The organism is Paraburkholderia sp. BR10937, from assembly GCF_040965695.1.
GTDB lineage: Bacteria > Pseudomonadota > Gammaproteobacteria > Burkholderiales > Burkholderiaceae > Paraburkholderia.
The window spans coordinates 64,992-76,967 of the sequence record NZ_JBFRCL010000030.1 but is presented as its reverse complement, the minus strand read 5'-3'; the positions used below and the strand labels follow the sequence as shown (position 1 = coordinate 76,967).

Sequence of the window (11,976 nt, the reverse complement as noted above, 5' to 3'; positions counted from 1 at the left end):
GTCCGGAACGCCAGGACGACTCGCGCGGCCAGTGAACGCACCATGCTTCGCGCGCCCCGCGTCTTGCGTAAACGATCCGCGGGCGGGGCTATTCCGCTAAACGCGCTTCAACGCTTTGCCACGCCGATTTTCGCTTTCGGCGCAAGCGCAGGCGCCGCCAGTTCCTCCACCAGAAAATCCACGAACGCCCGCACCCGCGACGTCAAATAACGCGCGTGCGGATACAGCAGAATGAAAGGCCGGGTACGTCCGCCCTCCTCGCGCAGCACTTCCACGAGCCTGCCTTCGCGCAGGTCGTCGGCCACCACGAAGCGATACGTCTGGAACAGCCCCGCCCCCGCGCGCGCGAGCGTCACGCCGGCGAGCGCGTCACCCGACGTTCCGTAACTTCCGCTCGTGATCACATCGCCGTCTTCATTGGCATTGCCGTCGAACGTCCACGCAAGATGGCGCCCACTACTTGGCAGTTCGAACTGTATGCATTCGTGCGACTGCAGATCCGCCACGGTCTTCGGCACGCCCGCGCGCTTCAGATAGGCGGGCGTGGCCACCACCACCATCTCCGCGTCTTCCAGCTTGCGCGCCACGAGGTTGGAATCGGCGGGCGCGCGTCCGCGAATCGCCAGGTCGAAGCCTTCGTCCGCGAAGTCGATGTTGCGGTTGCTCAGATGCGTGTCGACCTGCACCTCCGGATAGCGCTCGCGAAATGCCGGCAAGAGCGGCAGCACGCGATAGTGCCCGTAGGGCGTGGGCATGCTGATGCGCAGCACGCCGGCCGGCGTGGTCTGCTCGCCCGTGACTTCGCGCTCCGCATCCACGAGTTGCGAGAGCGCCTCGCGGCACTGCTCGAAGTAGCGCCGCCCCGCATCGGTCAGGCGGATCTGGCGCGTCGTGCGCACGAACAGACGCACGCCGAGCCGCTCTTCGAGCCGCGCCACGGACCGGCTCACCGCGGCGGGCGTGACGCTCGCCGCATTGGCGGCCAGCGTGAAGCTGCCCAGCTCCGCCGCCTGGCAGAACAGTTCAATGCTGCCCAGCAGCAGATCGTCGAATTTGCGTTGCATGCCCTTTTCTCCTGATTGCTCCTGCTCGCACCAGATGCTTTAGTTCTATTCTGATGCGTCCAACATGAGGCGAATACTCATCACCCCTGGAGGAGAACATCGTGTCCGTCGAACAAAAACTTGCCGATCTCGGCCTCGCCCTGCCCGCCGCGCCGCAACCGCTCGGCAACTACACGGCCGCTTCCGAGGCAGGCAACCTGCTCTTCATCTCCGGCCAGGGACCGCTCGTCGACGGCAAGCTGCGCTGGAGCGGACGCGTGGGCGCGGAGCTGACGCTCGAACAGGGCCGCGAGGCCGCGCGGCTCACCGCCTTGAACGTGCTCGCGCAGATCAAGCGGCACCTGGGCAGCTTCGAGCGCCTGCATCACATCGTGCGCATGGAAGGCCACGTGAGCAGCGCCGAAGGCTTTCTCGAGCAGCCTGCCGTGCTCGACGCCGCGTCGGATCTCTTCGCCGCCGTGCTCGGCGAGAAGGCCGGGCACGCACGCTCCGCGTTCGCGCCTCCCCGACTGCCGCTCGATCTGCCCGTCGAACTCGTGGTGATCGCGCAGATTCTGTCTGCCTGACGCCGTCTTTCCCGCCACCTAAAGGAACATCGGCACGCGCATCCATCGCGCGTGCCGATGTTCCCGTTTGCGTCGATCAAATACCGCTCAAGCGAACACCGACTGCAACCGTGCAATGCTCTCGCGCGTCTCGCGCTCCAGTTGCGCCACCAGCTCCGCCGCCGGCAGCGCGCGCGCAAGCGGCGCGGCCTGGCCCGCCCACTGCGCACCGTAGCCGGATTCTCCCCTGGCCTTCGCAGCCGCGATCAGCGCCTTGCCCGCGTCGTACGTGATCGGATAAGACGGAACGCGCGGCGCCTTCGGGTCCTCGCCTAGCGCGGTGAAGCGGTTGACGATGCTGCGCGCAAGCCGCCCCGAGATCGCCGAAGTGAACGTCGTATGGCGCGCCGCGTCGCCGAGCAAGGCGGCGCGATAGCCTTCGTCGGCCGCGCTCTCCGGGCAGGCCACGAACGCCGTGCCCAGTTGCGCCGCCTGCGCGCCCAGCGCGAGCGCGGCGGCAATGCCCGCGCCGTCCATGATGCCGCCCGCCGCAATCACGGGCACGTCGAATTCGCTCACCAGCAGGCGCGTGAGCGCGAACGTGCCGAGGCCGTCGTCGCGGGCATTCTGATCGAACACGCCGCGATGGCCGCCCGCCTCCACACCCTGTGCGACGATCGCATCCACGCCCGCCTCCACCGCTGCGGCCGCTTCGTCGAGACTGGTTGCGCTCGCAAACAAACGGATGCCCGCGTGCTTGAGTTCGGCGATCACCGCATCGGGCGGCAGGCCGAAATGGAAGCTCACCACTGCCGGCTTCTCTTCCAGCAGCATGGCCTGCATGGCCTTGTCCACGACGAAGCTCGTGTAGATTTCCGAGAGCGCGGCAGGCGGCTTCGCGCCGTATTGCTCGAACACCGGCGCGAGCCAGTCGAGCCACGCGCGCTCCACGGCCGCGTCGGGCGTGGCCGGGCGATGGCAGAACACGTTGATGTTGAACGGCTTCGCCGTCAGCTCGCGCGTCTGGTGGATCGCGCGGCGCGCGTTCTCCGCGTTCATCGCGGCCACGCCCAGCGAGCCGAGCGCGCCCGCATTCGACACGGCGGCGGCCAGCGCCGGCGTGGTGGTGCCCGCCATGGGCGCCTGGATGATCGGTTTCTGAATGCCGAGCGAGCGCAGCAACGCCCGTTGGTCCACTTGATTGCTCATGTTGCGTTCCCTCCGGATCCGTTCCAGTTTCAAGCGTGAGCGCGGCGCTGCGCCCAGTGCGCGAGTCCACCGCATGCGACCAGCAGCGCGCCGGTCGCGAAGAACACGGCGTGCAGACCGAAGTGAACGCCAATCACGCCGCCGATCACCGGGCCCACCACCTGGCCGCTGAATTGCGCCGACTGCAAATAGCCGAGCATGCGGCCCGTTTTGCTTTCGTCTACCGACTGCCGCGCGAGCTTGCCGATGGAAGGCAAGAGCCCTGCGAGCGTCATGCCCATCACCACGCGCAGTCCCGCGAGCTGCCACCAGTGTGTGACGAACGCCTGCGGCACCATCGCGAGCCCCGTGAGCACGAGGCAGGCGACGATCACGCGCCAGCTGCCGAAGCGGTCGGCCAGTGCGCCGAGGCGCGCCGCCGTGAGCATGCTGCCAAGCGCCGAGCATGCCATGACCACGCCCGCCACGCGCGCGAGATGCGCCACGCCCACGCCCAGACTGCCGATATACACCGTGATGACGGGCTCGATCGACATGTTGGCGAGCAGCACCATCATCGCGGTCACGAGCAGCGCGGCCACCACCGCATAGTCGGGGCGGCGCGCACCGCTGCCCGAACCGGCCGCCGCGTTGCTTGCGTGCGGTTTCGCGTCGCTTTCTGGATGAAACTCTTCCTTCACCACGAAGACGGTCAGGAGCGCCGCCACGGCGATCATCGCGCCGCCGGCGAAAAAGGTGCCGCGAATGCCGATCCAGCCGGGCAGCACGCCGCCCACCAGCGGGCCGACGAGATTGCCCGCGAGCGCGCCCGTGGAAAGAATGCCGAGCGCCCAGCCCGCCCGCTCGCGCGGCGCCTGGGTGCCGACCATCACGGTGGAAGCCGACGCGTAGCCACCCACGAGACCGGCGATCAGACGCAGCGCGACGAGCTCGTACACATTGTGCGCCACACCGATCAACGACATCACCACGGCCATGCCGATGGCCGCGCGAACGAGCATGGGCTTGCGGCCATAGCGGTCGGCGAGGCGGCCCCAGACCGGCGCGGTGAGCGCCGTGCCGAGGAAGGTCGCGCCGAATGCCACGCCCGACCACTGGATCACGGCGGACTGCGAGCTCACGCCGAGCTGCCGCACGTAGAGCGGCAGGAAAGGCAGCAGCATGCTGAGGCTCACGAGCGTCGTGAACGAGCCGATCACGCACACGACGAGATTGCGTCGCCAGTACTGCGCATTGCGCTCCGCGTAGCCGCGCGGCTGCGGCTTTGTCTGCCGCAGCGCAGCCGCGGGAGAAGAGATGGTCGTATTCACCTGGCCCTCAACGCGGAGAAGAGATCGACGAAGAGCGCGAGCACGAGCGCCGCGGCGCCGATCGCGAACAGCGCGAGGTAGTTGCCGCCGCTCGACGAGAACACGAACGACAGGCCGTAGGCGGCAACCGCCTGCATCACGGCGAAGCTCGTCGTGGCGCGGCTCCACGCGCCCTTCACGGCGGACGGATGATGCGCGAGCAGCTCGTTCACGCGGCCGAGCACCAGCGGCACGATGCCGGGCGTGAAGGCGCCCACCAGCACGGCGGAGACCATGAGCCCCGCCGGGCCGAAGAATCCGAGCGCCGGAATCGCAACCGCCACGGCCTGCACCAGATACGCGACGCGCAGCGCCGGACCGAAGCCCGAGCGGTCCGCAAGGTGCCCCGCCGCGAGCGGGCCGACGATCGCGCCGATGCCGTACAGCACCCAGAACTCGGCGCCAGCATCCACGCCGCGACCCAGCCCGCGCGCCACATAGTCGACGAGGAAGATCATGTGCGGCACGAGCCCCACGGCATTCAGCCCGTATTCGGCATAGAGCGCGCGCAGTTGCGTGTGTGGGTAAGCCTTCGCGTGTTCGAAGCGCGAAGGCGCGTGAGCGTGCACCGGCGTGCCGTGCTCGGGCCAGCCGTTCCACGCCACAGCCGTGAGCAGCAGCGAGACGACGGCGAGGCCCAACCACGTGGCCGTCAGGCCCTGGCGCAGCAGAATCGGCACGATCGTGCCCGAGGCGGCAATGCCGAGCCCGATGCCCGTGAAGATGCCGCCGCTTGCGAAGCCGCGGCGCGCCGCCGGCACGTGCGCGAGGATCGTGGGCGCGGCGAGCACCATCAGCGCGCCGCCCGACAGGCCCGAGGCGAAGCGCCAGACGAAGAACCACAGGAACGATACGGGCACCGCGCAAGCGACGAACGCGATGGTCGCGAGCAGCATCATCGCGCGCAGCACGGTGGCGGGTTTGGCGGCGCGGACCATCGCGCCTGCGAGCAGCGCGCCGGCCAGATAGCCGCCCAGGTTGGCGGCGCCGAGGTAAGCGGCGGTCGAGGCGGGGAACCAGTGGGCGCCGATGATGGCGGGCAGCAACGGCGTATAGGCGAAACGCGCGAGACCAATGCCGATGAGGCTTGCGCTAGCCCCGGCGAGCGTGCCCCGCCAGACGTTGTAGGCCGCAGGCGCGGACGGATTCGAGACGGCTTGATGCATGGCGACTCCAGAGAGCGGCTGCAATGAAGCAACCGCTGAACATGAGAGCCAGTCTAGGTTAGATCACTTGTCGAGAGAATCGATGCAGTACGTAAGTCATTCTTCCGCGTGGCGAACGAATGGCGAATATCGCTCAATCGGCGTCGGTAATGCGCCTGGCCTGCTCGAAGTACTCGCGCAGCCGCGGCGTGGCGAAATCGACGAAGCTGCGCACCTTGGGCACCGAAAGGCGCCCATGCGGCGTGACGAGATTCGCGGGCAGCGGCGCATGCTCGCTGTCGCGCAGCACGATCCTGAGCCGGCCCGCTTCGACCTCCTCGGCCACGTGATAGGAAAAGAGCCGCGTGACGCCGTGCCCCGCCACGGCCGAAGCCCGCGCCGCACGGATCGTATTCACGATGAAGCGCGGCGAGAACTGCACGACCTGAGGCAGCGCGGTCTGGCGCGCCGCCGGGAAGCTCCACGAGTCGAGCCCGAAATGCGTCATCGAGATGATCGGGTGGCTCGCGAGATCGGCGGGCGTCTCGATGGCGGGATGCGCGGCGAGATAGTCGGGCGAGGCGACCACCACGCGCCGCACCTCGCCCACCGGAATGGCGACGAGCGTCGAATCCTGCAGATGCGCAATGCGCAGCGCCACGTCGATGCCCTCGTCGATGAGGCTCGCGGGCCGGTCGAGCAGGTGCAGGCGGATCGACACCTCGGGGTGGCGGTCGATGAACTCCTCGATCATCGGGCGCAGCACCTCTTCGCCCACGGCCACCGCCGCCGTGACGCCCAGCAGCCCGCGCGGCGCGGAGCGCTCGTCGGCGGCGAGCAGGTCGGCTTCTTCGAGATCGGCGAGGATGCGCCGGCACGCCAGCGCATAGCGCTCGCCCGCCTCGCTCAGGCGGATCGTGCGCGTGGTGCGGTACAGCAGCGCCGTGCCGGTGTGCTCCTCGAGGAACGCAATGGCCCGGCTGACCGCCGCGGGCGAGCGGCCCAGCCGGCGGCCCGCGCCCGCGAGACTTCCCTCGTCGAGCGTGGCGACGAAAACCTTCATGGCGTCGATTCGGTCCATTGCGCGTTCTGGCGTGCGGTCGCTTCGCTCTGTGAATTCCGCGTCGATCTTAGCGGATAACGCGCAGGCGTTAAAATCGGCGCTTCCACTTTTGCGGCAATCGATCACTCATGAAGTGCCTCACCCTCTCGCCGGTCCTCGCGGCCTTCGCTGCCCTCGCTGCCATGGCGCTGGCCGCTGCTCCCGCTCTTGCCCAAACGTCGTCGGGCGATACGAATTCGAAGCGCGACTGCGCGATCGGTTATGTGACGGGCGTTGCCGGCTCGGCGCAAAGCGTGCGCGACTATCTGGCCACGCCCGACCGCGACCGCATTCGCTACCTGAAGGACAACGAGATTCAATGCAAGATCGCCGACGACGACAGCCACGCGTCCGCCTGCACCGGCGTCACGCTACTGAAGAACGAGAAGGCGAGCGTGTACGACGATAGCGACCCTGCCACTACCGCCATCGTCGTGCGCGTCGAACTCGATCGCGGCACCTACCCGGTGATCATCGTCGCGCCCAAAAACGAGGTGAAGTGCGACGAGTGAGCGGCGCGTAGTTAGCCTCGTAGTTCGCCTGGTTAGCGCGAGCTACGCTCGCACGCCGCGATGTCCGTCTCGGTCACGCCCGCCATGCGCGCGGCATCGACGATCTGCGACCAGCTCGTCGCATCCACGGGAATGCCCTGCGCCTCGCGGGTGCGCCGCGTCGCGTCCTCGCGCTCGCCGGGCAGCAGGATCTCGTCGACACCCGCCACGCGCCGCGTGGCCTTCAGCCATTCGACGAACGCGAGCGCTTCCTGCTCGCGCGAGGGCGCGTCGAACGCCGCCGGATCGACGATCACCGACGTCATGCAATTGACGATCGCGTGCGTGGAGACGATAGTTTGCTCGCGTGTGGTGAAGCCGCCCGAGAGCGCGCCCGCCAGGATCTCGCACATCGCGGCGAGCCCGGAACCCTTGTGGCCCGCCACCGCGCCGCCGAATGCGCGCAGCGCGCCGTGCTGGGTGTCGCTGAACAGCGCGCCGGGATCGCGCGTGGGGTGGCCGTCGCTGTCGATCAGGGCGTCGGCGGGCACATCCACGCCTTTGTTGTAGGCCACGCGCACTTTCCCCGCGGCAATCGCGCTCGTGGCGAAGTCGAGCACCAGCGGCGAGCGCCCCTCGAGCGGAAACGCCGCGCAAAACGGATTGGTGCCGAAGCGCCGGTCGATGCCGCCGAACGGCGCGACGAGCGGATCGCCCGCGACGTTGACGAAGTGGAACGACACGAGCCCGGCGCGCGCGCATTGCTCGGCCCAGTGCCCGATACGTCCGATGTGATGCGCGTTGCGCAGGCCGAGCGCACACACGCCGAGCGACTTCGCGCGCTCGATGCCGTGCTCCATCGCCTCGAACGCCGTGACTTGCCCGAAGCCGCGTCCGGCTTCGATCGTGAGCACCGCACCGGCGTCGCGCACGACCTGCGCGTGCGCGTTCAGTTTGAGCTCGCCTTCGCGGCACGACAGCATATAGCGCGGAATCATGCCCACGCCGTGCGAGTCGTGCCCGGCGAGATTGGCTTCGACGAGATGGTCGGCGACCAGCGCCGCCTCGCGCGCCTCGCTGCCGGCCGCGCGCCAGACGGCGACGACGAAGGCGTGCAGCGCGCGAGCCTCGATAACGACTTCTGAACCTTTTGCAGCGGTGGCATTCGACATGTACATGACCCTGTGTGTGGCAGCGAAACAAGAGGCGGTGCTGACGCGCTTACGGGCGCGACGCGTAAGCCGGTTCGTCGACGCCGCTGGTCTCCGGCGCCCGGAGCGGCTCGACGCGTCCGACAATCACAAGATAGCTCACGGCGCCTAGCACGCAAAACCCGCCGGCGACCACGAGCGGAATCGTGAACGAGCCGCGCGTGAGCTGCAGCATCACGCCGGTGAACGTCGTCAGCGCGATGCCTGCGAGATTCGATGCGAAGTTCTGAATGCCCGCCAGCGAGGCGACATGCCGCGGCGTGGGCGCGACGTCGGCAGGCAGCGACCAGATGCTGGCCGCCGCGGCCGCGAGGCTCCCGTATGCAATCGCGAAGAGCGCGAGCATTACGTAGACATCCTGAACAACACCGGTGAGCGTGATCACGGACGAAAGCAGCATGCCGCCGACGATGCACGTCTTGCGCGCGGCAGTCAGGCTCCAGCCGCGCTTGACGAGCGTGTCGGAAAGCCAGCCACCCAGCCAGCCGCCAGGGATCGAGGCGATGGCGGGCAAGGTGCCGAGCGTGCCGAGCGACTTGAGCGAGAAACCGCGTGCCTCGACGAGATAGCTCGGGAACCACGTAATGAAGAAGTAGATGACGAAGTTCAGGCAGAAGAAGCCCAGCATCATGCCCCACACGGTGCGGTAGCGGAACAGCCCGCTCCAGCGTATCGAGGCGGTGGCCAGCGCAGGAGCGCGCGGCTTGTCGAGTGTGGCCCGCGCCTCGGGTTCCCGGTACATCACGACCCAGCCCAGGATCCACACGAGCCCGAGCGCGCCGGTAATCAAGAACGAAGCCTTCCAGCCCCACGCGGCCATGATCGCGGCCACGAGCGGCAGCGAGAGTGCGGAGCCCACGCGCGAGCCGCTGTCGAAGATGCTCGTGGCGAGCGCGCGTTCATCGCGCGAGAACCACTGGCTCACGAGCTTCGCGCAAGACGGATACGCCCCTGCCTCGCCCACGCCGAGCATGAGCCGGCAGCCGAACATCGCCGCGAAGCCGCCCGCGACCGCGGTGGCCGCGGTGAACACCGACCACCAGCCCACGGCGAACGGCAACGCGATGCGCGCGCCGGCCCGGTCGACGAACCAGCCAAACGGCAATTGCATCACGGCGTAAGTCCAGAAGAAGCCGCTGAGCAGCAGCCCCATGGCGGCAGGACCAATGCCGAGGTCCTTCATGATGTGCGGCGCCGCCACCGCGAGATTGGCGCGGTCGATGTAATTGACCGCAATCGCCAGAAAGCAGAAGAAAATGACCAGCCAGCGCGATTTTTCCTTCATCGAAAGCACTCCTTCTGAATATGGCGTCGCCTCTCCCGTCAGGGGCGGCGCCTGTTCGAATCGCTCCCGCTCTACATGACCGCCCCCAGATGCCAGGGCACGAATTCGTTCTGGCCGTAGCCGTGCAGCTCGCTCTTCGTGCGCTGCCCCGAGGCCGTCGCGAGCATCAGTTCGAAGATCGCGGCGCCGGCCTCGTCCACGCTTTGCTCGCCGTCCAGAATGCGGCCGCAGTTCAGGTCGATGTCCTCTTCCTGGCGTCGCCACAGCGCGCTGTTGGTGCCGAGCTTGAGCGACGGCGAAGGCGCGCAGCCATAAGCCGAGCCGCGGCCCGTCGTGAAGCAGATCAGGTTCGCGCCGCCCGCCACCTGGCCCGTGGCGGACACCGGGTCGTAACCCGGCGTATCCATGAACACGAGACCCTGGGCGCGCACGGGCTGCGCATACTCATAGGCTTCGACGAGCCGCGTCGTACCGCCTTTCGCCACCGCGCCGAGCGACTTTTCGAGAATGGTCGTGAGGCCGCCCGCCTTGTTGCCGGCAGACGGGTTGTTGTTCATGTTGGCTTCCATGCGCGCGCAATACGCTTCCCACCAGCGAATGCGCGCCACCAGCTTTTCGCCCACCTCGCGCGACACCGCGCGCCGTGTGAGCAGATGCTCGGCGCCGTAGATTTCGGGCGTTTCGGAGAGGATCGCTGTGCCGCCGTGTGTGACGAGCCGGTCCACGGCCGCGCCGAGCGCCGGGTTCGCGGAAATGCCGGAGTAGCCGTCCGAGCCGCCGCACTGCAAGCCGACCATGAGGTGACGCGCATCGACCGGCTCGCGCGTCACGCGGTTCGCTTCGGCCAGCAGCGCACGCACCTGTTCGATGCCCGCTGCCACCGTGCGCGCGGTGCCGCCCGTCTGCTGGATCGTCATGGTCGAGAGGCGCGTGCCGCGCTCGAGTTGTTCGGCTTCCACGAGACCGTCGATCTGGTTCGTCTCGCAGCCGAGTCCGACGATCAGCACGGCATAGAAGTTGGCGTGCCGCGCATAACCCGCGAGCGTGCGGCGCAACACCGTGATCGGCTCGCCCTCGGCCGCCAGCGCACAGCCTTCGCCGTGCGTGAGCGCCACGACGCCATCCACGTTGGGGAACGCTTCCAGCGCTTCGGGGTGGATGTCGCGGCGAAAGTGATCGGCAATCGCGCGTGCGACGGTGGCCGAGCAGTTGACAGACGTCAGGATGCCTATGTAGTTACGCGTAGCGACGCGGCCGTCCGCGCGCCGAATGCCGAGAAACGTGGCGGGTTGCGCGGCGGCCGGCGTGTCGTGCGCGTCCACGCCAAATGCGTAGTCGCGCTCGAAATCGCCCATCGAGAGATTTTGCGTATGCACGTGTTCGCCGCAGCGGATCGGCCGGCTCGCAAAGCCGATGATCTGCCCGTAGCGGCGCACCGGTTCGCCTGGCTCGATATCGCGCAACGCCACCTTGTGGCCAGGCGGAATCATGCCCGCGACCGTTTGGTCGCCATAGAGTGCCGAGCCGGGCATCAACTGCCCGCGCGCGATCGCAACGTCATCACACCGGTCGAGGAGAATGAGCGCGGCCGAAAGCGAGGCGGGGTCGAGAAGCGTCATTGCCGGTCTCCCTGGGAAGCTCCGCGCACGCCCACGTAAAGCGAGTACAGCGACGTGCTGGCTGCGATGAAAAGGCGATTGCGATTCGGGCCGCCGAACACGAGATTCGCGACCGTCTCCGGCACGAGAATCTTGCCGAGCAGCGTGCCATCGGGCGCATAGCAGTGAATGCCGTCGCCCGCGCTCGTCCAGAGGTTGCCGTGCTCGTCCACGCGCATGCCGTCGGGCACGCCAGGCGAAATGTCCGCAAATAACCGGCCGTTGTGCAATCTGCCTTGCGCGTCCACATCGAATACGCGGATGTGATGCGGGCCGTTCTCGATATGCGAGGCGCCCGAGTCGGCCACATAGAGCCGCAATTCATCGGGCGAGAAGGCGAGCCCGTTGGGCTTCATGAAGTCGTCGGCCACGCGCTGCACCGCGCCCGTGGCGGGCGCCACGCGATACACATGGCATGCGCCGATTTCGCTCGGCGCGCGAAAGCCCTCGTAGTCGCCGAGAATGCCGTAGTCGGGGTCGGTGAACCAGATCGAACCGTCCGAATGCACGATCACGTCGTTGGGCGAATTGAGCCGATGCCCTTCGTAGCGGTCGGCAATGACGGTGATGCGCCCGTCGTGCTCCGTGCGCGTGACGCGGCGCGTGCCGTGCTCGCAGGTCACGAGTCGGCATTCGCGGTCGAGCGTGTTGCCGTTGCTGAAATTCGAGTTCGCGCGGAACACGCCCGTGCCGATGCCGGGCACCCAGCGCATCATCCGGTTGTTGGGAATGTCGCTCCAGACAAGAAAGTCGCCGGCGGGAAACCACACCGGTCCTTCTGCCCACATGCAGCCGCCCGCGAGCTTCTCGAACTGCGCGTTGGGCTGCAGCAGCATGCGAAAGCGCGCATCGTGGATTTCGTATTCGTGGGGATTCATCGTTCCGGCCTCGTACCGTCAGGGTCAGGTCACGGCGAC

The 11,976-nt window shown here is 67.7% G+C and carries 11 protein-coding genes; 2 read left to right on the top strand and 9 right to left on the bottom strand.

What is annotated here, in order from left to right; all coding sequences use genetic code 11:
* Positions 1 to 107 precede the first annotated feature (107 nt).
* The gene (locus AB4Y44_RS24185; RefSeq protein ID WP_368701090.1) at positions 108 to 1,064 is read right to left on the bottom strand and encodes a LysR substrate-binding domain-containing protein; all 957 of its coding nucleotides are present in this window, start codon (positions 1,062 to 1,064) and stop codon (positions 108 to 110) included.
* A 101-nt stretch (positions 1,065 to 1,165) separates the two neighbouring features.
* On the opposite strand from AB4Y44_RS24185, the gene AB4Y44_RS24180 reads away from it, so the two are divergent.
* Positions 1,166 to 1,630, top strand: coding sequence for a RidA family protein (locus AB4Y44_RS24180; RefSeq protein ID WP_368701089.1), 465 nt, complete (start codon positions 1,166 to 1,168; stop codon positions 1,628 to 1,630).
* Positions 1,631 to 1,717: 87 nt separating this feature from the next.
* Here the strand turns inward: AB4Y44_RS24180 and AB4Y44_RS24175 are convergent, their stop codons facing one another.
* The 4 genes from AB4Y44_RS24175 to AB4Y44_RS24160 all read right to left on the bottom strand — a co-directional run bounded on the left by AB4Y44_RS24175 (position 1,718) and on the right by AB4Y44_RS24160 (position 6,393).
* Entirely contained in the window at positions 1,718 to 2,818 is a 1,101-nt protein-coding gene (locus tag AB4Y44_RS24175; protein ID WP_368701088.1) for an NAD(P)H-dependent flavin oxidoreductase, read from the bottom strand.
* A gap of 29 nt (positions 2,819 to 2,847) precedes the next feature.
* Complete coding sequence (locus AB4Y44_RS24170; RefSeq protein ID WP_368701087.1) at positions 2,848 to 4,128, bottom strand: MFS transporter; 1,281 nt, start codon at positions 4,126 to 4,128, stop codon at positions 2,848 to 2,850.
* Entirely contained in the window at positions 4,125 to 5,333 is a 1,209-nt protein-coding gene (locus tag AB4Y44_RS24165) for a YbfB/YjiJ family MFS transporter (RefSeq protein WP_368701086.1), read from the bottom strand. The genes AB4Y44_RS24170 and AB4Y44_RS24165 overlap by 4 nt, the downstream gene beginning before the upstream one ends.
* A gap of 133 nt (positions 5,334 to 5,466) precedes the next feature.
* Positions 5,467 to 6,393, bottom strand: coding sequence for a LysR family transcriptional regulator (locus AB4Y44_RS24160; protein ID WP_368701085.1), 927 nt, complete (start codon positions 6,391 to 6,393; stop codon positions 5,467 to 5,469).
* Between the two features lie 110 nt (positions 6,394 to 6,503).
* Here AB4Y44_RS24160 and AB4Y44_RS24155 point away from each other — a divergent pair, with 110 nt between their 5' ends.
* Positions 6,504 to 6,926 carry a hypothetical protein gene (locus AB4Y44_RS24155; protein ID WP_368701084.1) on the top strand — a complete coding sequence of 141 codons (423 nt, stop codon included), beginning with the start codon at positions 6,504 to 6,506 and terminating at the stop codon, positions 6,924 to 6,926.
* A gap of 32 nt (positions 6,927 to 6,958) precedes the next feature.
* On the opposite strand, the gene AB4Y44_RS24150 is transcribed toward AB4Y44_RS24155, so the two are convergent.
* From AB4Y44_RS24150 to AB4Y44_RS24135, 4 genes are all read right to left on the bottom strand, one after another.
* Positions 6,959 to 8,077, bottom strand: a complete 1,119-nt coding sequence (locus AB4Y44_RS24150) for a malate/lactate/ureidoglycolate dehydrogenase (protein WP_368701083.1) — start codon at positions 8,075 to 8,077, stop codon at positions 6,959 to 6,961.
* A gap of 49 nt (positions 8,078 to 8,126) precedes the next feature.
* Complete coding sequence (locus tag AB4Y44_RS24145) at positions 8,127 to 9,401, bottom strand: MFS transporter (RefSeq protein WP_368701082.1); 1,275 nt, start codon at positions 9,399 to 9,401, stop codon at positions 8,127 to 8,129.
* A gap of 71 nt (positions 9,402 to 9,472) precedes the next feature.
* Positions 9,473 to 11,020: a UxaA family hydrolase gene (locus AB4Y44_RS24140; RefSeq protein WP_368701081.1), complete on the bottom strand. Its 1,548-nt coding sequence runs from the start codon at positions 11,018 to 11,020 to the stop codon at positions 9,473 to 9,475.
* Positions 11,017 to 11,937 (bottom strand): SMP-30/gluconolactonase/LRE family protein, encoded by a 921-nt coding sequence (locus AB4Y44_RS24135; RefSeq protein ID WP_368701080.1) that lies wholly within the window; start codon positions 11,935 to 11,937, stop codon positions 11,017 to 11,019. Before AB4Y44_RS24135 ends, AB4Y44_RS24140 begins: the two co-directional genes overlap by 4 nt.
* Positions 11,938 to 11,976: the final 39 nt, after the last annotated feature.